The organism is Pseudoselenomonas ruminantium, assembly GCF_900142515.1.
Classification (GTDB): Bacteria; Bacillota; Negativicutes; order Selenomonadales; family Selenomonadaceae; genus Selenomonas_A; species Selenomonas_A ruminantium_D.
In genome coordinates, this window is record NZ_FRBC01000023.1 from 1 (window position 1) to 25757 (window position 25757).

30 protein-coding genes are annotated in these 25757 nt (G+C 50.0%); 22 read left to right on the plus strand and 8 right to left on the minus strand.

Annotated features, from left to right (window positions below; genetic code table 11):
• The 5 genes from BUB68_RS11135 to BUB68_RS11155 form a co-directional block, all read left to right on the plus strand.
• Positions 1-422: flavodoxin family protein (locus BUB68_RS11135; RefSeq protein WP_073091342.1), on the plus strand; the 422-nt coding region annotated here is incomplete at its 5' end.
• A 50-nt stretch (positions 423-472) separates the two neighbouring features.
• Positions 473-970: a cyclophilin-like fold protein gene (locus BUB68_RS11140; RefSeq protein ID WP_081371976.1), complete on the plus strand. Its 498-nt coding sequence runs from the start codon at positions 473-475 to the stop codon at positions 968-970.
• A 33-nt stretch (positions 971-1003) separates the two neighbouring features.
• Positions 1004-1855, plus strand: coding sequence for a DUF3737 family protein (locus BUB68_RS11145; RefSeq protein WP_073091343.1), 852 nt, complete (start codon positions 1004-1006; stop codon positions 1853-1855).
• A 160-nt stretch (positions 1856-2015) separates the two neighbouring features.
• Complete coding sequence (locus BUB68_RS11150; RefSeq protein ID WP_073091345.1) at positions 2016-2492, plus strand: pyridoxamine 5'-phosphate oxidase family protein; 477 nt, start codon at positions 2016-2018, stop codon at positions 2490-2492.
• Positions 2493-2505: 13 nt separating this feature from the next.
• Entirely contained in the window at positions 2506-5067 is a 2562-nt protein-coding gene (locus tag BUB68_RS11155) for an excinuclease ABC subunit UvrA (protein WP_073091459.1), read from the plus strand.
• A gap of 76 nt (positions 5068-5143) precedes the next feature.
• Here the strand turns inward: BUB68_RS11155 and BUB68_RS11160 are convergent, their stop codons facing one another.
• The gene (locus BUB68_RS11160) at positions 5144-5935 is read right to left on the minus strand and encodes an MBL fold metallo-hydrolase (RefSeq protein ID WP_014431098.1); all 792 of its coding nucleotides are present in this window, start codon (positions 5933-5935) and stop codon (positions 5144-5146) included.
• A gap of 146 nt (positions 5936-6081) precedes the next feature.
• On the opposite strand from BUB68_RS11160, the gene BUB68_RS11165 reads away from it, so the two are divergent.
• On the plus strand, positions 6082-6999 hold the full coding sequence (locus BUB68_RS11165) for a LysR family transcriptional regulator (RefSeq protein WP_178139514.1): 918 nt from the start codon (positions 6082-6084) through the stop codon (positions 6997-6999).
• Between the two features lie 16 nt (positions 7000-7015).
• Here BUB68_RS11165 and BUB68_RS11170 read toward each other — a convergent pair whose 3' ends face one another.
• Entirely contained in the window at positions 7016-7642 is a 627-nt protein-coding gene (locus BUB68_RS11170; RefSeq protein WP_256625893.1) for a LysR family transcriptional regulator, read from the minus strand.
• Positions 7643-7786: 144 nt separating this feature from the next.
• Between BUB68_RS11170 and BUB68_RS15275 the strand changes: the two genes are divergently transcribed.
• From BUB68_RS15275 to BUB68_RS11180, 3 genes are read left to right on the plus strand one after another with little or no spacing between them, the layout of a single operon-like run.
• Positions 7787-7948, plus strand: coding sequence for a hypothetical protein (locus BUB68_RS15275; RefSeq protein ID WP_178139515.1), 162 nt, complete (start codon positions 7787-7789; stop codon positions 7946-7948).
• A gap of 15 nt (positions 7949-7963) precedes the next feature.
• Positions 7964-8275, plus strand: coding sequence for a UxaA family hydrolase (locus BUB68_RS11175; protein WP_073091347.1), 312 nt, complete (start codon positions 7964-7966; stop codon positions 8273-8275).
• A gap of 1 nt (position 8276) precedes the next feature.
• Positions 8277-9437, plus strand: a complete 1161-nt coding sequence (locus BUB68_RS11180) for a UxaA family hydrolase (protein WP_073091349.1) — start codon at positions 8277-8279, stop codon at positions 9435-9437.
• Between the two features lie 38 nt (positions 9438-9475).
• Here BUB68_RS11180 and BUB68_RS11185 read toward each other — a convergent pair whose 3' ends face one another.
• Positions 9476-10363 carry a LysR family transcriptional regulator gene (locus tag BUB68_RS11185; protein WP_073091351.1) on the minus strand — a complete coding sequence of 296 codons (888 nt, stop codon included), beginning with the start codon at positions 10361-10363 and terminating at the stop codon, positions 9476-9478.
• A gap of 174 nt (positions 10364-10537) precedes the next feature.
• Between BUB68_RS11185 and BUB68_RS11190 the strand changes: the two genes are divergently transcribed.
• From BUB68_RS11190 to BUB68_RS11250, 12 genes are all read left to right on the plus strand, one after another.
• Entirely contained in the window at positions 10538-10966 is a 429-nt protein-coding gene (locus BUB68_RS11190; RefSeq protein ID WP_073091353.1) for a nuclear transport factor 2 family protein, read from the plus strand.
• Between the two features lie 19 nt (positions 10967-10985).
• The gene (locus BUB68_RS11195) at positions 10986-12098 is read left to right on the plus strand and encodes an alpha/beta hydrolase (protein ID WP_176756819.1); all 1113 of its coding nucleotides are present in this window, start codon (positions 10986-10988) and stop codon (positions 12096-12098) included.
• A 25-nt stretch (positions 12099-12123) separates the two neighbouring features.
• Complete coding sequence (locus tag BUB68_RS11200) at positions 12124-13116, plus strand: aldo/keto reductase (protein ID WP_073091355.1); 993 nt, start codon at positions 12124-12126, stop codon at positions 13114-13116.
• Between the two features lie 253 nt (positions 13117-13369).
• Complete coding sequence (locus tag BUB68_RS14910) at positions 13370-14173, plus strand: cyclophilin-like fold protein (protein WP_178139516.1); 804 nt, start codon at positions 13370-13372, stop codon at positions 14171-14173.
• A 95-nt stretch (positions 14174-14268) separates the two neighbouring features.
• Complete coding sequence (locus tag BUB68_RS11215) at positions 14269-15153, plus strand: LysR family transcriptional regulator (protein ID WP_081342586.1); 885 nt, start codon at positions 14269-14271, stop codon at positions 15151-15153.
• Between the two features lie 181 nt (positions 15154-15334).
• Positions 15335-16675 (plus strand): MATE family efflux transporter, encoded by a 1341-nt coding sequence (locus tag BUB68_RS11220; RefSeq protein WP_256625895.1) that lies wholly within the window; start codon positions 15335-15337, stop codon positions 16673-16675.
• Positions 16676-16691: 16 nt separating this feature from the next.
• Positions 16692-17396: a flavodoxin gene (locus BUB68_RS11225; protein ID WP_081342585.1), complete on the plus strand. Its 705-nt coding sequence runs from the start codon at positions 16692-16694 to the stop codon at positions 17394-17396.
• A 14-nt stretch (positions 17397-17410) separates the two neighbouring features.
• The gene (locus BUB68_RS11230; RefSeq protein ID WP_073091361.1) at positions 17411-17929 is read left to right on the plus strand and encodes a flavodoxin; all 519 of its coding nucleotides are present in this window, start codon (positions 17411-17413) and stop codon (positions 17927-17929) included.
• An 18-nt stretch (positions 17930-17947) separates the two neighbouring features.
• Positions 17948-18775, plus strand: coding sequence for an SDR family oxidoreductase (locus tag BUB68_RS11235; protein WP_073091363.1), 828 nt, complete (start codon positions 17948-17950; stop codon positions 18773-18775).
• 152 nt (positions 18776-18927) lie between these two features.
• Positions 18928-19524, plus strand: a complete 597-nt coding sequence (locus tag BUB68_RS11240; RefSeq protein ID WP_178139517.1) for an alpha/beta hydrolase — start codon at positions 18928-18930, stop codon at positions 19522-19524.
• 11 nt (positions 19525-19535) lie between these two features.
• Positions 19536-19865: an alpha/beta hydrolase gene (locus BUB68_RS15655; protein ID WP_256625897.1), complete on the plus strand. Its 330-nt coding sequence runs from the start codon at positions 19536-19538 to the stop codon at positions 19863-19865.
• A gap of 335 nt (positions 19866-20200) precedes the next feature.
• Complete coding sequence (locus tag BUB68_RS11250; RefSeq protein WP_073091367.1) at positions 20201-20623, plus strand: GNAT family N-acetyltransferase; 423 nt, start codon at positions 20201-20203, stop codon at positions 20621-20623.
• Between the two features lie 92 nt (positions 20624-20715).
• On the opposite strand, the gene BUB68_RS11255 is transcribed toward BUB68_RS11250, so the two are convergent.
• The 3 genes from BUB68_RS11255 to BUB68_RS15280 form a co-directional block, all read right to left on the minus strand.
• Entirely contained in the window at positions 20716-21645 is a 930-nt protein-coding gene (locus BUB68_RS11255; RefSeq protein ID WP_073091369.1) for an MBL fold metallo-hydrolase, read from the minus strand.
• Positions 21646-21719: 74 nt separating this feature from the next.
• Entirely contained in the window at positions 21720-22145 is a 426-nt protein-coding gene (locus tag BUB68_RS11260; RefSeq protein WP_073091371.1) for a MarR family winged helix-turn-helix transcriptional regulator, read from the minus strand.
• Positions 22146-22303: 158 nt separating this feature from the next.
• The gene (locus BUB68_RS15280) at positions 22304-22624 is read right to left on the minus strand and encodes a TetR-like C-terminal domain-containing protein (RefSeq protein ID WP_178139520.1); all 321 of its coding nucleotides are present in this window, start codon (positions 22622-22624) and stop codon (positions 22304-22306) included.
• 362 nt (positions 22625-22986) lie between these two features.
• Between BUB68_RS15280 and BUB68_RS11270 the strand changes: the two genes are divergently transcribed.
• Positions 22987-23613 (plus strand): GNAT family N-acetyltransferase, encoded by a 627-nt coding sequence (locus BUB68_RS11270; protein WP_073091375.1) that lies wholly within the window; start codon positions 22987-22989, stop codon positions 23611-23613.
• Positions 23614-23686: 73 nt separating this feature from the next.
• Here BUB68_RS11270 and BUB68_RS11275 read toward each other — a convergent pair whose 3' ends face one another.
• Both BUB68_RS11275 and BUB68_RS11280 read right to left on the minus strand, forming a co-directional pair.
• Entirely contained in the window at positions 23687-24841 is a 1155-nt protein-coding gene (locus tag BUB68_RS11275; protein WP_256625899.1) for a glycerate kinase family protein, read from the minus strand.
• A complete protein-coding gene (locus BUB68_RS11280) occupies positions 24838-25683 on the minus strand; it encodes a deoxyribonuclease IV (RefSeq protein WP_371914862.1) in 846 nt (281 codons plus the stop codon). The genes BUB68_RS11275 and BUB68_RS11280 overlap by 4 nt, the downstream gene beginning before the upstream one ends.
• Positions 25684-25757 lie beyond the last annotated feature (74 nt).

Genomic DNA, 25757 nt, shown 5'->3' on the forward strand with positions numbered 1-25757 from the left:
CCCTGCGGGATAAGACTATAAATTTCTGCAAAGGCTGTCTGGCCTGCCAAAAGACCATGCAGTGTGTGATAAACGACGATGCCAATGCAATCACGGCTAAAATCGGTCAGGCGGATGTGGTCGTTCTGGCAACGCCGGTCTATTACTATGGTATGTGCGGCCAGTTAAAGACCTTGCTGGACCGGGCAAATCCGTTGTTCCCCTCGGATTATCGTTTCCGTGAAGTTTATCTGCTGGCTACGGCGGCAGAGGATGAAGAAGACACGGTGGCCGGAACCCGCATCGGCGTGCAGGGCTGGGTAGACTGCTTTGACAAGGCAGAACTAAAAGAGACGCTTTTTTGTGGCGGTGTGACGGACACAGGTGATATTGCTGGCAATGCCGCACTGGAAAAAGCCCGACAGGCTGGCAAGAATATTTGAAGTTTGCAAAATAATGCCTTGCAGCTGTATGGGCATAAGGAGAGATGGCAATGCCAAATCGAAAAATCATAAGTGTGGTCATGCTGTCGGTGATGCTGCTGCTATCCGGCTGTACAGGTGCGCAGGAGACTACTGCGGATACCGACAGTAAGGTGCAGGAGGCTGTCCCACAGGAAAATAAATCCGTGGCAGAACCTAAGAAGGAGCAGGCGATGAAACTCATCATTGATGATAAAGTTGTTCCCGTTACCTGGGAACAGAATGCTTCCACGGCGGCATTGCAGAAACTTTTGCCGTTGACCATCAAAATGTCACCTTATGGCGGCTTTGAGCAGGTGGGCGCTATTGGTCAAAGTATTACCAGTGCAGATAAGCAGATAACTACCCAATACGGTGATATTGTCCTCTATGCGGGGAATAAGCTGGTTATTTTCTATGGTTCCAATTCCTGGGCTTATACGCGGCTGGGGCATATTGACTTGTCACAGCAGGAATTGACTGCTTTGCTGAATCGCGATGGCGTAACGGTGCAGCTCGTGGCCCAGTGAAAAAATAGGATTTTTAACAGAAAGGTAAGGAGAATGGAAGAATATAGAGAACAGGCATTTGATGAAGAACGGGCACTGTATGGCAAGACCGGGGTGAAGCTCCTTAATTGCCGCTTTGATGGCCCCGCAGATGGGGAAAGTGCGTTGAAGGAAGGCCGCGATATTGATGTGCAGGACTGCTTTTTCAATTTGCGCTATCCTTTCTGGCATGATGAACATGTGCAGATAAAAAATTCCGAGCTTACGGAACTTTGCCGTGCGGCCCTATGGTATTCAAGGGATATTCACATTGCAGGTGCGAAGCTGCATGGCATCAAAGCCCTGCGGGAGTGTGCTGATGTGCGCATAGATGGTAGTGATATCATTTCAACGGAGTTTGGCTGGTCGGTCAAAAATATCAAAATGGCCGATACGGCTGTGCAAGGCGAATATTTTATGCTGCGCAGCGAACAGTTGCATTTTGACCATGTAACCTTGCAGGGCAAATACTCCTTTCAGTACATTAGAGAGGCGGAATTTACAAATTGTGAACTGAATACCAAAGATGCTTTCTGGCATGCCCAAAATGTTACTGTCCGCAATAGTGTGATTCGGGGAGAATATCTGGCTTGGTATTCGGAGAATCTGACTCTGGAGAACTGTACCATCATTGGAACACAGCCCTTCTGCTATTGCAAGGGGCTGAAACTCAAGAACTGCCGTATGGTGGATACGGATCTGGCCTTTGAAAAATCCGAGGTCGAAGCAGAGGTTACGACCGTGGTGGACAGCATCAAAAATCCTAAATCCGGCATAATCAAGGTGCCGGGGGTTAAGGAAATCATCATGGACGACCCGGTAGCCCAGGGCCGCATCATTCTGCCCCAGGCAAGTCGCTGTGCCTAAGAACAGTAGTTGACATTGACAAAGTCGTTTTTTTGCCCTATGCTATGAAGCATAATATGAGTTGACACCTATTGCCACCGGGTAATGGGAGGAGCGTCATTTTCTTATCGGTAGGTCTTGGCAGATAAGAAGATGGCGCTGTTTTTGTAGGAGGTAAAATATGTTTCGGAAGATGCGGAGATTCAAGCAGCAGCTGCCGGAGGCAGAGTGCAGGGAAGTGTTAAGAGAAGCGAAGCGGGGCGTGCTGTCTATGTTGGGGGATGATGGCTATCCCTATGGCATTCCCATGAATCACTTGTACTGCGAGGAGGATGGCATCCTTTATTTCCACAGTGCCAAAGAAGGACACAGGATGGATGCCATCAAGGCTTGTGACAAGGTAAGTTACTGTGTTCACGATGAAGGCTGGCAAAAGCCGGGTGATTGGGCCCTCAATGTTAGGAGCGTGGTAGTCTTTGGGCGGATGCAGCTGGTGACAGATGAGGAGAAGACGCGACAAATCTGCAGCTCCCTGGTGCGAAAATTCACCGATGATGAAGCGTATCTGGAAAAAGAATTGAAACATGCCCTGTCCAGAGTGCAATGCCTGGCTTTGATTCCTGAGCATATGACCGGGAAATTGGTCAATGAATCGTGAGGAGATTTATGCTATGGCTGATATAGCTGGTGTTCGTGAGGAAATTTCGATTGCAGGCGAAAACAAAGGTAAAGAGCGCCCTAAAAATATCATCGTCAGAGGTGCCCGGGTGCATAATCTGAAAAACATTGATGTGAACATCCCTTTGGGCAAGCTGGTGGCCATTGCCGGGGTATCCGGCTCGGGGAAGTCTTCCCTGGCGCTGGGAACCTTGTATGCGGAAGGTTCCCGCCGTTATCTAGAGGCGCTGTCCACCTACACCCGCCGCCGCATCACCCAGGCGGGCAAGGCCGATGTGGAGGAAATCCGCCATGTGCCGGCGGCTCTGGCCCTTCATCAGCGTCCTGGGATTCCGGGAGTACGCAGTACCTTTGGCACGGCTTCTGAACTGTTGAACAGCCTGCGCCTGCTGTTTTCCCGCCTGGGGAGCCATGCCTGCCCCAAGGGGCATCTTTGCCCGCCCAATATGGATGTGGCCTTGATGCTGCCCACGAAATGCCCGGTCTGCGGCGAGGAGTTTTATGGCCCTGGGGCTGAGGCCATGGCCTTCAACTCCGAAGGCGCATGCTCACGCTGCTCCGGCACAGGCGTTGTGCGTACGGTTGACGAGGCCAGCCTGGTGCCTGACGAAAGCCTGTCCATTGCCGAGGGGGCGGTGGCTCCCTGGCAGACGCTGATGTGGTCATTGATGAAGGATATCGCCAAGGAAATGGGGGTGCGGATTGATGTGCCCTTCTGTGACTTGACCCCCGCAGAGAGGGAGATTGTCTTTCACGGCCCGGCAGAGAAAAGGCATATTCTCTATGTCAATGAAAAGACCAATGTGGCCGCTGAGATGGACTTCACCTATTATAATGCAGTATATACGGTGGAAAATGCCCTGGCGAAGGTCAAGGACGAAAAGGGCATGAAGCGGGTGGAAAAATTCCTCCATGAGGCTGCCTGCCCAGAATGCCAGGGCACACGGCTGTCAGCGAAGGTGCGCTCTACTAAACTGGCCGGGAAAAATCTGGCCGAGGCCACGGCCATGACCCTTGATGAGCTGATTCCCTGGGTGAAGGCTGTGCCGGATACCCTGCCCCAGGAAATGCGCCCCATGGCCGAAAGCATTGCCGAGTCTTTTTTGGATAACGCCCGCAGGCTGAAGGAGCTGGGCCTGGGTTATCTCTCCCTTGATCGTGCCAGCAGCACCCTTTTTACCGGCGAGCGCCAGCGTGTGCAGCTGGCCAGAGCCGTGCGCAATGAAACCACAGGGGTACTTTACGTCCTCGATGAGCCGAGTATCGGCTTGCATCCGGCCAATATTGAAGGGCTCTTGGATGTGATTGACAGCTTGCTGCGTGATGGCAACTCCGTGGTTTTGGTGGACCATGATGTGCATGTGCTGCAGCATGCCGATTATATGATTGAACTGGGGCCTTTGGCGGGCAGCGAGGGCGGTAATCTGCTGTTTGCCGGGGATATGCAGGCGGCTGCGAAAAGCAAAGTCTCCAAGATTGCCCCCTTTATGCGCGGCGGAGCAAATGGCAGCTTGCGGGAACGTGCGCCCTGGGAAGAGATGTTTGATTTGGGAACGATTCATTTGGAAACGAATCCGCTGCATACGGTAAAGCCCTTGCAGGCAGATATTCCCAAGGGGCGGCTGACGGTGGTTACCGGCGTATCCGGTTCCGGCAAGACCACCATGGTGCTCGAATGTCTGCTGCCGGCGCTTTCAGCTAGCTCTGAAGACCGCAAACTGCCGCCGCAGGTCAAAGCTATAAGCGCTGAAGGTATACGCCGAGCCAATCTGATTGACGCTTCGCCCATCGGCATCAACATCCGTTCCACGGTAGCGACATACAGCGGAGTGCTCGATGAATTGCGCAAGCTCTACGCGGGCACGGCTTTGGCCAAAGAGAAAAAATGGAAGGCGGGCGCTTTTTCCTATAATACGGGCAAGCTGCGCTGCCCAACCTGTGATGGCACGGGGCAGATTTCTCTCGATGTGCAGTTCCTGCCCGATGTGACAATCACCTGTCCGGATTGCAACGGGCAGCGTTATAGCGACGCGGTCAAAGAAATCCTTTGGCAGGCAGAAGGTGCAGAGCATGGCTATACTTTGCCGGAAATCCTCTCCCTGACCGTAAAGGAGGCGCTGCCGCTCTTTGCCAAGCAGAAAAAGATTTATGGGAAACTTTCGACTTTGAACGACTTAGGCCTGGGGTATCTGACGCTGGGCGAAGATACGCCTGCCCTCTCCGGCGGCGAAGCCCAGCGTTTGAAACTAGCCAGTGAGATGGGAAAGACACAGGCCGATTCTGTCTTTATCTTTGACGAGCCGACCATTGGCCTGCATCCCTTGGTTGTGCAGGTGCTCCTGCAGGTCTTTGACCGCTTGGTGGCAGCCGGAGCAACTGTAATTGTCATCGAGCATGATTTGGATGTAATCGTCAATGCGGATTACATTATCGATATGGGGCCGGAAGGCGGTGCCAAGGGCGGCCGTATCGTAGTCTGCGGCACGCCGGAAATGGCAGCCGTAAGCAAGGAGAGCATTACGGGAAAATATATCGCACGCGAAATGAAAAATTAGCATGAAATAAATAATCCCCCATCCGCATGAAAAATGCAGGATGGGGGATTATTTTGCTTTGTTGGAGTTAGAGTCATTAATACATTACAGACTGTCCGTCCTTTGGCATATCATAATTGGTTACATTACGATCGGCCAGTCTGCCTTTGAGCGTATGGCGGGTAAGTGCGGCATGGGCCACATTATCCAGATGTGTCAGATACAGTCTGGCGTTAGGCATAGTCTTGGCAACGCAGTGGACATCTTCAGCATCCATGATGAGGCGCCCATTTTCCACCGTCTCGGCGGCACAGCAGTTGAGTGCCACGATTTCCGGCTGCCAGCGTTTCAATGTGTCGGCTACTGCGGGATACCAGACCGTATCCCCGGCCAGATAAAAGATTTTTTCAGCGGCGCTTTCAAACATCACACCCATGGCATCACCACAGGGATTTACCGTGCCATGGAGGGCCGGTACCTTGGTCAGCTTTGCCGGACCAAACAGCATGCCGGTTTCGGACAGTACGGTTACATCGTGGAAGCCAGATTTTTGGAATATAGCGGCATCTGCTTCATTTTGGCAGATTACAGGCACATTCTTGTCCAAAGGTGCGCCCACAGTACCATCCATAGACATATCGATGTGGTCGGGATGGATATGCGTTACCAGATAATAGTCGACGCCAGCGAGGATTTCTTCCATCGGCATGGGCAGGTCATAGAAGGGCATGGGCAAATGCTCCTTCATTTCATCCGGCACATGATAAGGTCTGCCGGGAACATCGACAAAGGAAAACTGGTGCTTGGGCATCAGCCACGGGTCAATCAGGAACGTTTTGTCGGCATATTCAAGGCGGTTAGTGGCATTGCGGATTTGCGTCAGTTTCATGGTCATGTCTCCTTTTCGTAGCTTCTAAATTGCGTCAGCTAGGTTATGCTTCTAGTATAATGCCCATACCGAAGTACAACAAGCAAAGAGATTCTCTTTTGACGCAACTAAAAGGTTGCTATAAAATAAAGAGGAGGGGGGATTGGATGAATCAGAAACAAATGGAATATTTTCTCGAAGTTTATCGGCAGGGCAATATGCAAAGTGCTGCTGATAAGCTATACGTGTCGCGGCAGGGCGTCAGCAAGATGCTTAGGACTTTGGAGGAAGAACTGGGGCAACTGCTCTTTATCCGCAATCCGCATGGCCTTGTTCCGACTGATTATGCCAATGCACTTTTACCGCATGTGCAGCGGCTGCTGGCAGAATATCGGAGCATTGCAAGCATGAGCACATTGGCCTCCCAATCCAAAAGTGTGGTGACGATTTACGCACTGGACCATATCATGGCTTACTTGGGGGCAGAATTTCTTTGGGATTTTCACCAGGCATGCCCGGATATTATTCTCAGCACCGTGGATACGACAGATGATGCAGCCTTGAAGGGCGTATTGGAAAAGCAATGCAACTTTGCCATCGTCACAGGAGAAGCTGACCAAAATCGTTTCGCAGCTGAATCCCTGTTCTTTTCCCGGTACTGCGCGCGGCTGCATCGCCAGCATCCGCTGGCCGGTAAAGAAACCATTACCTATGCAGATTTGGAAGGTGCGCGCATTGTCAGCAAGGGGCGGGCTTATCAATGCTTTCGGCATAATATCGATAAGTATATCCTGCTGCCGGGTTTGCAGGTAGACCTGGTTGCTGAAACGGCCGATGAAATGCTCATCACCGACCTGATTCTCCGGCATCAGGCGATAAACTTGGGCTATGACTACGCTGCCGTGTTGAATCATCATCCGGATATCGTTGTAAAACCTTTGGGCACGGGCGATGACCTGGGGCAGTTCGTATATCTTGTCTGGGACAAGACAACAATCCTCACGAAAGCCAGCCAAAAATTTCGCGCCTTTTTGCTCGCTTGGCTGCCTAAAAATGGCAAAGAAAAAGTTATTTGGCCACTTTGATATATTCCGCGATAATTTATGGTGTACCATTCATATGTTCAGGAGCGTCGGCAAATTTACGACTGAGCAGCACTAGCGGATAAGCTGCTGCTTCGGCCAAAGTGACGCTGGGCTTATCGGCCAACGGATGGCTGCGTGGGACGCAGAGGCAGATGGGCCAGGACGATAATTTGCGCAGGGTGAGATTGGGCCGTCCTTCGGCATCGTGGACAAAGGCCAGGTCAACTTCTTCCCGCTCCACCATATCCAGCGCTACGCCGCCGGCAGGTTCTGTGATTTCCAGCTGGATTTCCGGATGCTGCTGGAAAAATTCGCCCAAAAGCAGCGGCAGGATAATGGTGGCAATCTGCGAAGGCACGGCCAGTTGCAGGCGGTTATGCCGTTTGGCAATCACTTTGACATTGGCTTCAAAGCGTTTGACCTGTTTCAGCATCTTTTCCACTTCCTGAAACAAGGCCTGCCCGTCAGCGGTGAGCTGAATATTGCGCCCTACATGACGAAACAGATTCAGGCCGGTTTCCGCCTCAAGGTTCTTCATGGACAGGCTCAGGGTGGATTGGGACATATGCAGGCTGGCGGCCGCTTTGGTAACATTTTCGTGACGGCAAACCTCGGCGAAGTATTGCATTTGCTGGATATTCATGGCAGTACCTCCTTTAACTGGTTTCATCATAGCGAAATCAATCGGTTTTTTCAATAGATAAATCGATTATAAGTGTTTTTTATTTCGGTTCGAATACGCTATGATGAAGACAGAAAAAACAGTGTGAAGCGGGAGGTAATGACGATGAAAAAGGCAATGAAGATTCTGGCGGAAAAGATGATGGCAAGAACGCATAAGGCAGTGAAAATTTATCAACTGGAATTGCGGAAAAAGCAGGACATGACTCCGGCGCGGTGGAATATGCTCTATGGGAAATATCTGCCAGATATGGACGAGGCTATTTGACGAAAGGAGAGCGCTATGGAAAAGAAAGCGATTCTGCTGGACGAGAAGGACAATGTGGCCACCTGCACCAGCGAAGCACAACCTGAGGACATGGTTATCTGTCACGGTGGCGGCAGTGCCAAGGTTAAGGCTGTCGAAACGATTCCCATTTGGCACAAGATTGCCCTGAAGCCTATCGCCAAGGGTGAAATGGTCTATAAGTACGGGGAAATCATCGGGGAAACCTTGCAGGATATTCCGCAGGGCGGCTGGGTATCGCATGAGAATATCCGCAGCATTCCCCGGGACTACGCTAGTGAGTATATAATGAGCAGGGAGGGCAAATGACATGGAATTTTATGGTTACAGACGCAAAGAAGGCCGCCCCGGCATCCGCAATCATATTTTGATTCTGCCCACTTGTGCCTGCGGCAGTGAATCCTGCCGAATTGTGGCAAGTCAGGTGCAGGGCGCGGTGAATATCGTCTTTAACACCGGCTGCAGTGATGTGGCGGCCAATACGGAAATGAGTCAGAAGGTGCTTACGGGCTTTGCGCTGAATCCTAACGTGTACGGCGTAGTCATCATCGGCCTGGGCTGTGAAACCGTACCCCATGCCAAGCTGCGGGAAAAGATACAGGCAAGATGTTCCAAGCCGGTAGTTTCCTTTGGCATACAGGAAGAAGGCGGCACCTTAAAGACCATTGCAAAAGCTGTGCGGGCTGCCCGGGAAATGGCGGCTGAAGCCGGGCTGCAGCAAAAAGAAAAATTCCCCATCAGCGAATTGCTGTTGGGGATAGAATGTGGCGGCAGCGATGCTACCTCCGGGATTGCTTCCAATCCTGCGGTGGGTAATCTTAGTGACAGGCTGGTGGATTTGGGCGCATCCGCCATGATGAGTGAGTCCATTGAGTGGATTGGCGGCGAACATGTGCTGGCCCGTCGGGGCGCCACACCGGAAATCCACGACCAGATTATCCGGGTGTGCGAGGACTATGAAAAACATTTGCTCTCTGCAGGGCAGGATTGCCGAGCGGGACAGCCGACACCGGGCAACAAAGCAGGAGGCTTGTCCACGATTGATGAAAAGAGCCTTGGCTGCATCCGCAAAGGCGGCACCCGTCCCATCGTGGAGGTGCTGGAACAGGCGCAGCCGCCTACGAAGCGCGGGGCCATTGTCATGGATACGGCAGGGTACGATATTTCTTCCGTAACATCCATGGCAGCTGCCGGCTGTCAGGTCATCATCTTCACCACGGGCAGGGGAACGCCTACGGGCAATGCCATTGTGCCGGTGCTGAAAGTGACGGCCAATGAACATACCTATAGTTGGATGGAAGATAATATGGACGTGGATTTATCGGGCATTATCCGAGGGGAGCAGACTATTGAGGAAAGCGGTGGGATGCTGCTGGCAAAGCTCCATGAGATTGCAAATGGCAAACTCACCAAAGCAGAAGCTTATGGCTTTTCGGATATTGCGGTTGACCATGTGTGCAGATTCGTGTAATTGGCGTAGGGGGGAACAGGATAGAGCATATTATGATGTCAGACCTTGAAATCCGGCTGGTCACGGTAGAAGTGCTGCAAAAGCTCAATAAAGGCGTGCAGGGATTGGCGCTTGTCATTTTTATGCGTGTAAACGCCACAGGGAATGACGACATCGCTGTCAAAGTCGAGCCAGGCAAATTCGCCGTTATGGTCATTTAAGAAACCCGGTGCCAGACATACCCCCTTGTGGGCAGCCACATTGGTGAGTGTGTTGTCGTGGTCAGGGCTGTTAAAATAATCCACATGAATTTCACTAATCATACGTTGTTGCAAAGCACGCAGAGCGGGCGGGGAGCCGCCGCCTACCATAAGTGTACGACCTTTTAAGTCGCTGGGCGTAACCAGCGGCTTTTTTGTCAGTGCGTCATTTTTCTCGGTAATCAGGTAGATGTGACTGTCAAACAGGTGATGACAGGTCACATCCGGTACGCGCTTCATCGTGTATTCCATGGCAAAGGTCACGTCCTGTTCGCCTTGCAGGAAGGATTCTTGTCCGTGCTGCCAGTCAAAACTGGGAATGACATTGACCGTAGGAAAACTGCGGCTGAATTGCGCAATGACCTGTGGCAGAAAGTAGATGGCGGAACGAATCGGCAGCGTTATGCGGATGCTTTCGGCATATTTGGCGCTGAAATTCTGCCCCTGCTCAATGGCCTCCTTCAGCTGTCCGTAAAGCGTGCGCAAGGTGCCGACAAATTGTGCTCCTGCCGGTGTAAGCATAGCCCCTTTGCCGGAGCGTTCAAAGAGGGCAAAACCAATCTCGTTTTCCACAGCCTTTATCTGATAGGTCAGTGTGGGCTGTGAGATAAAGAGATTTTCGGCTGCGCGGTTGAAATTCAGCACCTGTGCCAGCTCCAGGATATATTCCATTTGCTTGGTGTTCATCGGTGAGGCCTCCTTTGTTTCTATTTGCAGTATAGCGGTTGGCCTTCGAAATTGCAACGGTTTAATAGGAAAATTAAATTGATAATCTAAACTTACAATTGGATATTCTGATATAACATCGCTATAATGAAATCAACAAAAGGAAATGCAGATACGCTGAAAGGGGAATGTCAAATGTCACTGGAAATGTTAGAAGCAAAAGAAGCGATTCGCGAGGTTATTGACGGTTTTGCCAATCTGGAGTGCAATGTGCCGGCGCAGATGGTTTATTTTACCGAAGATGTTCATGTCATGGTCTATATGGGCGATAAGCTCACGATGGATATTCATGGACGGGACACGCTGGAAAAACAGTTCAGCGCCTTTACCGGCGGCATCAAAGCATCGCATCATCAAAATGGTCAGCAGGTCATTACGGTAGATGGCGATACGGCTGTGGACGTGCATTACTGTCGGGCGGCCCTCGTGATGGAAGAAAACGGCCATACTGTGGTGTCGGACAACTACATCCGCTATACGGATAAACTCGTGAAACAGGCTGGCAAGTGGCTCATCAAAGAGCGTGAGCAGCATTTTGTCATTACGAAGAAACAGGACTTATAAGAGGCTGGAGAGATAGAAAATGTACTTGAAAAAAAGGATATATCGTAGCATTCTTACGGCAAGTGTGCTGTTGTCACTTAATATTGGTTTTGTATCTGCTACGCCAATTACCATCGAGGAGCAAGGTTCATTTACGGTGGGCGGCAGTTATAAACAGCATGCAGGAAAATTCACGCAGGAGAATTTTGTTGCAGAAGATGGGCAGAGAGCTTATGGCGATTTTGCTTATGTGGAGTATCAAAAGCCCGTCAAAGCCAAAAAACTGCCGTTGATTTTTCAGCATGGTGGTGCTCAGTCAAAACGTACATGGGAATCCGGCCCGGATGGACGGGAAGGGTTCAATACGATGTTTTTGCGAGCCGGTTATTCCGTATATCTGGTAGACCAGCCCCGTAGTGGCGAAGCCAATCTTTCCACGGAGGCAGTAACGCCGGACACACCTTGGGCAAGTAATCCCATGTATGGAGATAAAACACTATATGTGCTTTCGCGTATTGGCCATTATGATGAGAAGGGCAACCCGGTTCCTAATGCCCAGTTCCCGGAAGGCGAAGAAAATTATCAGGCTTTCCAGCAGAGCTGGACGATTGGTTCTGGCCCCTTGGACAACGACCTCAATGCTGATGTACTGGCTAAACTTTTTAATCGCCAGAAGGATGGGGCGGTGTTGGTTTCTCATTCTATGGGCGGAACAATTGGCTGGCGTACAGCTATTCGTACAGATAAAGTGAAGGCTATTATTGCCTATGAGCCGGGAGGAACGCCCTTTGTGTTCCCGGAATCTGAAATGCCCACATTAACTGCCGCACGTTTTAAGGCGCTCTCTGCTTCGGCAATGGGGGTTCCCATGGAGGATTTTCTGAAACTCACCAGAATTCCCATCGTGCTGTATTATGGAGATTATATAAAAATCGGTTCGGAAAATGTTGGCGAGGATAAGTGGGGAACTGAGTATGCGATGGCACAACAGTTTGTCGCGGCTATAAATCGTCACGGTGGTGATGCGACTTTGGTACATCTGCCGGATATCGGTATCAAGGGAAATTCGCATTTCCTGATGCAGGAGAAGAACAACAAGCAGATCATGGAACTGGCGCTCAAATGGCTGGACGAAAAAGGTCTGTCAAAATAAGCAGCACTGAGAGGAGAATGTGAACATGGAATATGTAAAATTTGGCAATACAGGCATGGATGTTTCCCGCATTTGCCTGGGGATGATGAGTTTTGGCAAGCCGGGCAAGGAGAATGGTGTATTTCCTTGGGCCAAGGACTATGAAGAGGGCAAGGAAATCTTCAAGAAGGCCATTGACCTCGGAATCAATTATTTCGATACGGCCAACGTCTATCAAATGGGCAGCAGTGAGGAAATCACAGGCCATTATATCCGTGAATTCGGCCTGAACCGTGATGAGATTGTCGTGACCACGAAGGTAAATTTCGAGATGCGTCCTGGACGCCCCAATGGCGGCGGCCTTTCCCGCAAGAATATCATGGCAGAGATTGACCACAGCCTTCAGCGTCTCGGTCTTGATTATGTAGATGTCTACCAGATTCATAGACTTGACACCAATACCCCTATGGAAGAAATCATGGAAGCTCTGCATGATGTGGTGAAGAGCGGCAAAGCACGTTATATTGGCGCTTCTACTATATTTGCCTGGCAGCTGGAGCGCCTCCAGAATATTGCCAGGGAGCATAACTGGACGCAGTTTGCTTCCCTGCAGCCGCAGTACAACCTGATCTATCGGGAAGAGGAACGGGAAATCCTGCCCCTTTGCCAGGACCGCAAGCTGGCAGTCGTACCATGGAGTCCGCTGGCAGGTGGCCGGACGGCTCATCCTTGGGGAACTGTTACGGCACGCAATGTCATCGATGAAGTTTCACCCATGGTATGGGGTGAAACAGACGCGCAGGATAAGGTTGTCGTTGATAATCTGGAGAAGATTGCGGCAGAGCACGGTCGTACCATGGCACAGGAATCCTTGGCATGGATGCTCAGCAAACCATACATTACGGCGCCCATCGTTGGCACCACCAGCGTACAGCACGTAGAAGAAGCGGTATCTGCATTGGATATCAAGTTGGACGAAGAAGAAATCAAGGCGCTGGAAGCTCCTTACGTACCACATATCAAGACTGGTCTCTATTGATTAAGCCATGGGAAAGCACCGCGATTTTGAAGTCGCGGTGTTTTCTATAAGAAATCCTTATGGATTTCCTCAGAACGCAGATTGATAGCATTAACTGTGAAGTATAGAATAAAGGTAGAACAAGACAATTCTCTTCCGGACGTTGGATTCCGTGACAGAGTAAAGGAGAGGTAGTAATATTATGTTTACAAAGAAAAAGAAATATGGAATCTTCTTGATTGTATCTCTTTTTATTCTGACTGGATGTGGAGCAATGGAAGGGAAAACTGCTGGAGACGTGGAAAAAAAGACTCAGGTTCTTGCAGAGGGAACGGGACGTATTCCCATTGTAATGACGGCAGGAAATGTAAAGGTTGAAGGTGTACTGGATGACAGTGAGACTTCCAGGGAGTTTCTGGCGCGGCTGCCGTTGACCATTTCACTGAAGCGTTCCGATGATCGGGAATATTATACACATATCCCAGCTTTGAGTGATAAGGGAAATGCTATCGAAGATTATGAAAATGGTGATATTACCTTTTATACCGGCGGACCGTCCTTGGCGATTTTCTTCGATAAGGCAGGGGTTTCTCATCAAGGAAATCTGATTCGTATGGGCAGGATTACCTCAGACTTGCATCTGTTTGATAAGCTGGGAGATTCTATTGAAATGAGGATCGAACGAAAGGAACCGCAAATGGAACATGATGTAGAGACGATGAAAGCAATGTACCGCACCATGTATGGGTATATGCTCTATGAGACACGCAATATTGCGGGAATCGGAGAGATGCTCGATGATGGTTTTACACTTACCCATATGACCGGTATGGTGCAGCCCAAGGACGAATATATTGCCTGCATTGCCGATGGACGGTTGAGCTATTTCTCACAGGATACCGAACAGATTGATGTGCAGCTGGTGGATGAGACTCATGCAATCCTGACCGGTCAAACACGGGTGGAAGCAGAAGTATTTGGAGGCAGCCGCCATACCTGGCCTTTGCAGTTGAAATTTGATATGGAAAAGAAGAATGGGCAGTGGTTGATGATGCGGGCTGTGGCTTCGACTTATTGATTTTAGTAGACTTTAGCAGATTTATATAGAGGCAAGGATAAAAGCTGGGGAGACAGAATATCTGACACAATGCCAAACGGAGGAGGATCGTAATCATGTTAAAGCAGATGCGCTATTTTCAGGCGGTAGTGCGGTATAAGAATTTCAGCGAGGCCGCGGAGGCCTGTTATATATCCCAGTCAGCCATATCCCAGCAGATACAGGCTCTCGAAAAAGAATTGGGTGTGCAACTCCTGATACGGGAGAAGCGGAAGTTTTCGCTGACGCCTGCCGGGGAATATTTTTACAAGCAGAGCATTGTCCTCTTGCATGATGCAGATAAGCTGGTGGAAAAAACCCGCCAGCTTGCCAGCGGCGGGCAGATCGTGTTGAAGCTTGGCTATCCCAAGCAGTATCGGGGCAGTGAATTGCAGCAGGTGTTGCCTGTCTTTCAGGAGAAATATCCTCAGGTTGCGCTGCATTTGGTCAGTGGCACCCATGAGGAGCTTTACGACAGACTGCGGACAGACAGGCTGGACATTGCTATCAATGATCTGCGCCGCAAGCCATCGGAACACTATGTGAACTATTTTCTCGCTACGGAGCAGGTCTATGCAGAACTGTCGGCGGCAAATCCCCTGACAGCTTTGGAACAGATTGACACGGACGACCTGAAAAGCCTGCCCTGCATACTGGTTTCCTCCCCAGAGCAAAGGGAAAATGACGAAGCCTTTTATCGTGAATACTTCGGCGTTCAGGGAGATTTCCTGCTGGCCGAAAGTCAGGAACAGGCCCGGCTCTATGTGCTGTCAGGCCAGGGATTCTATCTGGAAACCAGACGCAAGGTACAGGTCGGCCGGGTGGGAGACATACGCTATATCCCCTTGCAGCATGAAGGGCGGCTGGTAACGCAGGATTATTATATCTTTTGGAAAGCTAACCGCGAGGAAGCTTATTTGGAGGATTTTGCCGCCATGCTGGAAAGCATGTTTATGGTTTGAATTTATCTGGATGTTAATGGGAGTCACTGTTTGGTCAGTGGCTCCTTTATTAGTTTTTCTAATGGATATGGGGCGATATCGAGATTGTTTAGATTCTAGGAAAAGATAAAATAGAAATAGAAATTGAATTGATAAGGAAGTGGTACAGAAAATGTTGTTTTTTAAGCGCAGAGATATGGATATGCTGAACGGATCAATTGCCGATAAATTTCTGATCTTTGCCTTGCCTTTGGCATTCACGGGCATGCTGGAGCAGCTTTTCAATACGGCTGACACTATGGTTTTGGGGCGGTTTGTGGGCAAGAGTGCCATGGCGGCGGTGGGGAATAATGCGATGCCCATCAGTCTGCTGGTCATGTTGCTTTTGGGCTTGTCGCTGGGGGGGAATGTGGTTATTGCCCAGCGTATCGGCGCTGGTAATGAGAAGCGGGCCAGCCGGGCTGTGCATACGGCGATTATCATGTCCCTGTTCATGGGGGCAATCCTTCTCGCAGCCGGTGAGGCTCTTACCGGGCTGATCATGAATATGCTGGGAGTGCCGGCAGAGATTCTGCCCATGGCGGAGCTTTATCTGCGGATTTACTTCTTGGGGCTGCCGGCGCTGGCCATCTATAATTTTGAGTCGGCTATCTTTCGTAGCAACGGTGACAGTCATACACCCTTGTACAGTCTTATGGTCGTAGCTCTTTTGAATATCGTCCTCAATCTGCTGACCGTAGTGGTCTTTGACTGGGGCGTGGCGGGAGTTGTCGGTGCTACTGTGATTGCCAACTATGTGAATGCGGCTATCCTGTGGCGCAAATTGCGGCACAGTGAGAGCTATATCCGCCTGGAATACCGAAAACTGCGTTATGCGGCCAAGGAATTGAAGGAAATCATTCGTATTGGTTTACCTGCTGGGGTTCAGGGAATGATCTTTTGTCTGTCCAATCTGGTGGTGCAAAGTGCCATCAACAGTCTGGGGGCAGATGTGATGGCGGCCTCGGCGGCGGCATTTGCCATTGAGATCAATGTCTACTGCTTCCTAAGTGCTATCGGTCAGGCCACTACGACCTTTATCGGGCAGAATTTTGGGGCCAAAAATATTGAGCGTTGCTTTCAGATTACGAAAATTGCCCTGCTTAGCGAATTGGCGGTTATGCTATTTTTAGGTGGATTGACCACATTGTTTGCCAAACCACTGCTGGGAATTTTTATACAGGATGCGTGGATTATTGAACTGGGTGTGATCCGCATCGTCTATGTGACGTTGCTGCAATTCCTGAACGGGGTGACAGAGGTCTTGTCGGGCACTATGCGTGGCTATGGCTATTCCACACCGCCAGCCATGATTGCTCTGGTGACCATCTGCGGAACGTGGATTATCTGGGTGTATACGGTATTTGCCGCAGCCCCTGCGTTTAGTACGCTGCTGCTGACGTATCCCGCCAGCTGGGCCATTACCGGTGCTATCCTGTTCGTGGTGTATATGCGCTATCGCCGCAGGTTGTTGTCAAGATTTGTCACGCCTGTGATAGCTTAATGAGAGGAGAATTGGAATGATGAAACGCAGGGATTTTATTCGCATGGCAGGGCTGGGCATCCTGGGACTGGCTTTTGTCGGCTGTGGCGAGGAAACAAAGCCGGTCGCCTCGACACCTGTCCCTTCTGCCGGCGGTGTAGCGGCAGGGATAACTCCTTCTGCTGAGGCTGCTGCCCACAATGGTGGCAAAAAAATCCTGGTGACCTATTTTTCCCGCAAGGGAGATAATTACGAGGTCGGCTATATCGAAAAGGGCAATACCCACATTGTGGCAGATATCATTGCACAGGAACTAGGCGGCGTGGATATCTTTGAAATAAAAACGGTCAAGGAGTATCCTGCCGATTATCGGGAATGCACCGAGGAGGCTAAGGCGGAAAAAGCCCGGGACGCACGACCGGAACTTGCGGCTATGGTAAAGGACTTTGCTCAGTATGATACGGTTTTCCTGGGATATCCCATTTGGTGGAGCGACCTGCCCATGCCGGTGTATACATTCCTGGAAAGCTATGACTGGCAGGGGAAAACGGTTATTCCCTTCTGCACCTCGGCAGGTGATAACATGACCGGCTTGGAAGACAGGGGAATCCCCCGCTATGCCAAAGGAGCAAAAATAAAGGGCGAGGGCCTGGGGCTGCGGGGGAAATCCGTGCAGGATAATCCAGAGGCGGCACGCACGAAGGTCAGAGCGTGGTTAAAGAAATTAGGCTATCAGCAGTAAAGGAGCTGGCGAAAATGGCAAAGACACTTGTAATCTATTATTCCCGGAAGGGACAAAATTATGTAAACGGCAGTATTGAGGACTTGCCCAAAGGCAATACGGAAATTGTGGCTGAGTTTATCCAGAAGGCGGTCGGGGCAGACCTCTTTGAAGTGGTGACGAAGAAGGCCTATGCTGTTGACTATACTCAGTGCACAGTAGAGGCCAAGGAAGAACTGCGGAAGAGTGCCCGTCCGGAACTTGTGGAAATGTTATCGTCAGTGGCAGCATACGATAATATCGTGGTGGCTGGCCCTTGCTGGTGGGGCACCTATCCGGTGGCGGTATTCACTCAGCTTGAAGCATTGGATTTCACCGGGAAAAAGGTCTTCCCCTTGATGACACATGAGGGCAGCGGGCTTGCCGGAGCACCAACGGCTTTGAAAAAATACTGTCAGGGCGCAACGGTTGGTGAAGGGCTGGCTATTCATGGTGCAGATGCCGCCAGTTCCGAAGCTGAGGTAGCTGCCTGGGCTAAGAAAAATCTTGTTTAAGGAAAGGTTGCAGAGAAAATGAGCAAAGATGTTATGGTGGTCACCGGGGCTGGCCAGATTTCCATGGCCATTGCCCGTCGCATGGGCTATGGCAAGAAGATTATTCTTGGGGATAAAAACGAAAACAATGCACAGGTGGTTGCTGAAATCATGAATCAGGCAGGCTTTGATGTGGAGCCGTTTGTGATGGATATGTCTTCGCGAACTTCCATTCAGGCTATGGTGCAAAAAGCAACGGAATATGGTGAAGTGAAGTATTTGATTTGTGGCGCAGGTGTTTCGCCGTCACAGGCACCGATTGAAGTGATCTTGCAGGTTGACCTCTATGGAACGGCAGTATTGATGGAAGAAGTCGGCAAAGTTATCGCTAAGGGCGGTGCAGGCGTAATTATCTCCAGCCAGTCCGGTCATCGTCTGCCGGCACTTATGCCGGAGCAGGACAGGGCACTGGCGATGACGCCGACAGAGGAACTGTTGAAACTTGACTTTTTACAGCCGGAAAAGATAAAGGATACCCTGCATGCCTATCAGCTGGCCAAACGCTGCAATGAAAAGCGTACGATGTATGAAGCTGTCCGCTGGGGCGAACGGGGTGCAAGGATAAATGATATTGCGCCTGGAATTATCGTTACACCTTTGGCCATAGATGAATTTAATGGACCGCGTGGTGATTTTTACAAGAATATGTTTGCCAAATGCCCGGCAGGCCGCCCAGGCACTGCTGATGAAGTAGCTGATGTAGCAGAGCTTTTGATGAGCGAACGGGCGCAGTTTATCACGGGTTCCACATTTTTGGTAGATGGTGGGGCAACAGCCGCTTATTACTATGGGCCGTTGCAGCCATAAAAATTGCGTATAAAAAAGTCTCTGTAATTTGATATCCTATCGAATCAAAAGGTCTTCTATGATAAACTATTAACAAGTCATAGAAGATCTTTTATTATGTCAAGATCCAAGCGATGTGTTGTCGGATGGATGGGTAAGGGGAGCGGTTGAACATGCAGGTTTTGTATATACATGGTAAAGGTGGAAATGCTGAGGAAAGCAAACATTATGAGCCGCTTTTTCCCCAGGATAAGGTTAACGGGCTGGATTATCAGACCTTTTCGCCTGGGGAGACTGGCCGGGAGATTCGGACTGCTGTTGAGCAGCTGACAGAAAAGGGTGAGGAGATTATCCTGATTGCCAACAGCATTGGGGCATTTTTCAGCATGAATGCGGGAATAGACGGGCTTATTCAGAAGGCATATTTCATTTCACCCATTGTGGACATGGAGCGTCTTATTCTGGATATGATGAGATGGGCCAATGTAACGGAGGCGGAACTGGAAGCTCAAGGTGTAATTCATACCGAATTCGGCGAGGATTTATCGTGGGAGTATCTGAGCTACGTCAGAAATCATCCCCTTAAATGGAATGTGCCAACGCAGATTCTGTATGGCGAAAAAGACCAACTGACATCGCTGGCAACGATGAAGGATTTTGCCGAAAAGCATCATGCAGGGCTGACGGTTATGGAAAATGGTGAGCATTGGTTCCATACGGAGGAACAGATGGCTTTTCTTGATGATTGGATTTTCGTCACAAAATTCTAGGAGGCTGCTTGATGGTTACATACGAATATGGTAATCCCCATGCGGTTATTACACTCGTTCAGACTGTGGATGAACATGATATAGCAGGAATGGATGATGAAGTGGCAGAAATTCAGAGGCTGTCCGGCAAAGAATTTCGCTTGTTGGCCGTCAAGGTGGAAAGCTGGAACCTTGATTTATCTCCGTGGCCGGCAACTGCGGTTTTTGGAAAGGATGATTTTGGCGATGGTGCAGGAGAACTGTTGACCGAAATCCTAAAGCTTTGTCAGGACGAAAGCAAAATCTATTATCTGGGCGGATATTCGCTGGCGGCCCTGTTTTCCCTTTGGGCTGCTTACTAAACCGATAAATTCGCGGGCATTGCTGCTGCTTCACCATCTATCTGGTTTCCGAGGTTTGTTGACTACATGAAGAGCACGGCGATTAAATGCCCAAACGTATACCTCAGCCTTGGCGATAAAGAAGAAAAGACCAAAAATGCAGTTATGTCAAGTGTGGGGGATTGCATACGGGATGGCTGCGCATGGCTTAAGGAGCAGGGTCTTAACTGTACGCTGGAATGGAATACTGGCGGGCATTTTAAGGAGCCGGAGATTCGGACAGCGAGAGCTTTTGCGTGGCTTCTAAGTTCAGCCGTGTTAACGTGTAATGACTGTGGAAGGAGATAGTATTTGATATGACAGAGGTTGTAGTAACAAATTTGCTTCATCCGGATGCTATGCTGGTTCGTCAGGAAGTGTTCATTGAAGAGCAAGGTTTTCATGATGAGTTCGACGATATTGATGAAATCGCAGATCACTATCTGCTGTATGTAGATGGTGAAATTGCCGGATGCTGCCGTGTTTTCCCGTCAAAAGATAAGGGAAAGTACACTTTAGGTAGACTAGCCATTCGCAAGAAATATCGCGGCAAATCATATGGCAGTCTCATTATGCGTAAGGTGGAAGCGTGGATAAAAAAGAACAGCATTCCAGCCTTGGAACTATCGGCACAGGTAAGGGGACGACCTTTCTATGAAGCATTAGGTTATATTGCTAGTGGTGACGAATACCTCGATGAGGGATGCCCGCATATTCATATGGAAAAAGCTTTTATCTAATGACAGGCGTATCATCAAAAAGCCGCAGATGACAATTCCCCATCCTGCATGAAACTTTGCAGGATGGGGAATTACTGGCTTGAAAGGGTGGTTTACGGTTGGTATTTTTTTATGGCCTCCTGTGCCATTTTCCGGAAGACATCTTCATATTTACGGTATTTTTTCTGACCGATAACAAAGGGATGGGGCTGGCCAGGGCGGCGGTGTTTGAGTTTTTCCAAACGGGGAAAGGTATCGTCTACCCAGCCATGGGCGCTCATTTCTACATCAACCTGGAAATCAGCGGTGTATTTGGCGAAGTAGTTTACTGCGCTTAGATAGAGGTAATTCATTTCCAGATTGGCTGGTGTGCCGGTGCCGCCCCAAATGGCCACATGATGTTCTTCACCATGATCAGTGACTGGGACAATCATGGACAGGCAGCCCGGGGTATGACCAGGAGTGAGTACGAGAAAAATATTTGTGTCGCCTAAGGTTATGATTTGACGGTCATTCAGCTCAATGTCAATATGGGGACGTACACCGGAAAAAGCATTTTGAGCGGGAATTACCGAATACCAGTTGCTGTCAATGATATTAATGCCGATTTTTGCCTGCGGTGCATATTTATCCTTGAAGAACTGGGCACCACCATAGTGGTCGCTGTGGCCGTGGGTAAGGAGAATATAGCGGGTGTCGGCAGGGGATAAGCCTAGCTTTTTCATGCTGGCGGCGGCATAGTCTGCATCCTGTTCATCCCAGCCGGAGTCAATCATGATAAGACCTTCACTAGTGCGCACAACAAATTGAGCTACGGAGATGGAGCCAATGTAGAAAAGGTTGTCAAAGACTTGCGCGGGTTCGATGGGCGTGCGGTCAAATAAATAGTGCATGGCTGTTTCACCGGTAGCTTCCTCCGGCGAATGGGGATATTCTGTGGATGCAGCGAATGCCTGTGGATCACCCAATAACAAGCCGGCGGTTAGAGCCAGACTGCCTTTGAGAAAGTTTTTTCTGGAAATAGGTGAATAGAAATTCATCATTAGATGCCTCCTGATATTAGTATGTTAACATACTAATACAATAGTACGTTGACATACTATTGTCAAGAAAAAAATCACAGCTTAGCCGTGATTTTTTCTTCCAGTCTAGTGAGGGTTTTTGTAAAGCTGGTTAATTCTTCGTCTGTAAGCCCGGATTCGGTTTCCCGCATAAAGTCATAGTCAAGTTTTGCCAGTTCCTTGGTGAGAAAGATCCCAGCGGGGGTGGCTTGCAGCTTATAGAACCGTTTATCGCTGTCATCTTTTTGACGGGTCAATAATTCTTTTTTTATCAGTCTGTCCACCAAAGCCTTGGTGCTGTTCTTGTCTTTTTCCAAGCGCTCAGCTAATTCTTGTTGAGAAAGGTTTTTCTCCTTGCTGACAATTTGCAGCACCACCCATTGTTCCGGGGTGATGTTATAATCGGCTAATACTTTTGTCATGAACTGATGAATCTTGCGAGCTGTGCGGCAAATGATATAGCCTGTGGTTTCTTGTAGCATAACAGTCTCCTCATTAGATAACTGAAATCATTATAGCATATTTTGACCAGTCATTTTAGGTATTTTATGATTGGGATGGCTTTTCGTTTAATAGAATTTTTCCTCTGCTGATTCACACTATTGTTATGCCCGTTTCAATTTTATGTAGGGATGATTTATCATGCAAATGGTGTCGTGCTAAAGAAGAAATCACTGATTTCCTTTGGCGAATACTGTTCATGTCCCGTCCACCATCTGACGGTTTCTGCAAAATCGCAGACCATATGATTCAGCATATACTCCTGTGGCACATCCTGTTTATGCTTATTCAGCTCATTGGCAAATACCTTTTCCAGATACGCCTTAAAATAGCGCATGAACATCTCACCGCTTTCACAGGCTAAGATGCCACGGATATAGCTGCTGCTGTCCTTTATATGATACAGAATATGCGTAATCTCTGCTTTGATATCCTTTTTTTCAGTACCGGTCTTCCTAATTCATTGATTTGTGGTTTGGGATGCCTTTTCTTGCATCTTACGAGGCGGAATGAAAACAGCCTCTGTCGGCCTTATATTGGCGGCGATGGTAGCCGGAGATTGTTGGAAAAAGATGACGTCAGAATCAGTTTCTGTGCATGCACATACCAGCAGGAACCTGCAAGTTGACAACTGCTGGATATAGTAATAGAATACGAAGTGTCGAATGTTTTCTTCGACTAGATATTGTTTTTTATTGTTGAGGAGCTTGCTGTTTGAGAAACAACACCTTGGAGATTGCAGGCTGACCGGGAGGTTGGCTTAATTGTAATCTCACACCGACCTCCCTGTATTGCAGTCATCAATCATCAGGAGGAAAAACAATGAGCAAAAATGACTATCGTATTCGTTTGGAAAAAATTGAGGAACATCGTGAAGTAGAAAACATGGTACGGGAATCCTTTTGGAATGTCTATCGGCCTGGCTGTCTGGAGCACTATGTTCTGCATTGTCTGCGAAATGACCCAGCCTTTGTGCCGGAGCTGGATTTCGTCATGGAGAAGGATGGCCATCTGATTGGCCAGAATATCTTTATGCGGGCTCACATCAAAGCCGATGATGGCAGGGAGATTCCCATCATGACCATGGGGCCCATCTGCATCTGCCCGGAACTAAAGGGGCAGGGGTATGGCAAGCTGCTGTTGGACTTCAGTCTGCAGAAAGCTGCCGAACTGGGTTGCGGTGCCCTGTGTTTCGAGGGCAATATCGGCTTTTACGGCAAAAGCGGCTTTGACTATGCCAGTAAGTTCGGCATCCGCTATCATGGCCTGCCGGAAGGGGCGGATGCCTCTTTCTTCCTGTGCCGGGAGTTGATACCGGGATACCTTGCGGGCATCATCGGCGAATACGCTACCCCGCCGGGATATTTCGTGGACGAAGCTGAGGCAGAGGACTTTGACCGGTCGTTTCCCAAAAAGGAAAAGCTGGTACTGCCAGGGCAGATTTTTTAGGTGGTAATATCGGCGGATGATGTTTCGATAAAGGAAAGCCCCCAGAAAGCAAAATGCTTCCTGGAGGCTTTTTTTATCGAGCGGATTGGATTTGAAGAAGCCGGAAAACCTGTTCCACGGTATCCGTCATATTCTGGCGGGCATTGTGGGGGTCCATGGCTTCGGCAAGGGTGGTAACCTGCCGCAGGATGGGGAAGAAGGCCGCTATGCCCTGTTCATTGCATAGGCGGGCATCGGGGGTTACGCAGCCGGCAAAGGCGATAACCGGTTTATCGTGTTTCCTGGCAATTTTGGCAACGCCGATGGGGGCTTTGCCCATTACGGTCTGGCCGTCAAGTTGGCCCTCGCCGGTAATCACCCAATCCGCCTTTGCAATCTGTTCTTCCAGCTTGGTTTCCGTTAGGACGATTTGGATGCCGGATTCCAAGGTGGCGTTGGTAAAGGTCAGGAAGGCGAAGCCCAGACCGCCGGCGGCGCCTGTCCCGGGGGCCTGGGGATTGGCATGGGGGTATTGAGCGCAAGCAAGTTCCGCATAATGCTGCAGCCAGCCGTCCATGCGGGTTATATCGTCAAGGGCGGCACCTTTCTGCGGGCCGAATACTGCGCTGCAGCCTTGAGGCCCGCAGAGGGGATTGGTGACATCGCAGGCAATGCGGAAGGTGCATTCGCGAAGCTCCGGCAGCACGTCTGCATCATCAATGATGGCCAGCTTTTCCAGACCTCTGGCACCATAGGGAACCGGTGCGCCATGTGCATCCAGCAGCTTATAGCCCAAGGCCTGAAGCATGCCCAGTCCACCGTCGTTGGTGGCACTGCCGCCAATGCCGATGATGAAATGGCGGCAGCCCTTGCCGATGGCATCTCGCAGCATTTCACCGACGCCATAAGTGGTGGTGTAGAGGGGATTTCGCTGCTCCTTGGGTACTAATGTTATGCCGGCAGCAGCTGCCATCTCCAGGATGGCAGTCTTTTTCGCGGGGATGATGCCGTATTGGGCAGCGATGCTTTCGCCCAAGGGGCCGGTTACGTTTACCCTTTGCAGCTCTCCGCCCATGCCCAAAGTAAGGGCCTCCACAGTCCCTTCGCCGCCGTCGGCCAAGGGCAAAACATTTACCTGGGCATCGGGATAGACACGGAGGATACCGGAACGGATGGCTTCTCCAGCTTCCAGAGAAGTCAGGCTCCCTTTGAGGGAGTCAATGGCAACGACAATATGCAAGGCAATCATTCCTTTCTTTCTCTGAGCAGGGCAATTTCCTGCGCGTAGCCAGGGAGTTCATTGGGCGTTTCCAGGATGAAGGGCAGGTCCTGCAGCTGGGGATGATTGATGACACGGGTCAGGGCTTCAAGCCCGATACAGCCTTCGCCAATGCGGGCATGGCGGTCTTTGTGGGAGCCACAGGGATTCAGGCTGTCGTTGAGGTGGATGGCTTTGAGCCGTTCAAGGCCGATGATGCGGTCAAATTCCTGCAGCACTCCATCCAGGTCATGGACGATATCATAGCCGCCATCCCAGACATGACAGGTATCGAGGCATATCCCCAGTTTGTCCTGCAGTTCCACCTGGTCCATGATGGCCCGCAGTTCCTCGAAGGTACGACCCACCTCAGAGCCTTTTCCCGTCATGGTTTCCAAAAGCACTGTGGTGGATTGGGCTGGGGTGAGGACACGGTTAAGCTCAGCGGCAATCAGGGCAATGCCCTGTTCACTTCCCTGGCCCACATGGCTGCCGGGATGGAAGTTGTAGTAGTTGCCCGGCGTGGCTTCCATGCGCTGCAAATCATCCACCAGCATCTCATGCGCAAAGGTGCGGATATTTTCCTTGGCGGCACATAAGTTCATGGTGTAGGGCGCATGGGCCACCAGTTTGGTGAAATGATGCTCCTCAGCAAAGGTGCGAAAGGCCTGCACATCAGCCGGGTCGATATCCTTGGCCTTGCCGCTGCGGGGATTGCGCGTGAAGAAGGCGAAGGTGTCGGCCTTGATGCTGACAGCATCCTTGCCCATGGCCAGATAGCCTTTGGCTGATGATAGATGGCATCCGATATGAAGCATGGTGTTTTTGGTCATATAAGCAGCTCTCCTAAAACAAAAAGCCCAAGCATTGACTTGCAGCCTGAAACTGAACCTATGTCAATACTTGG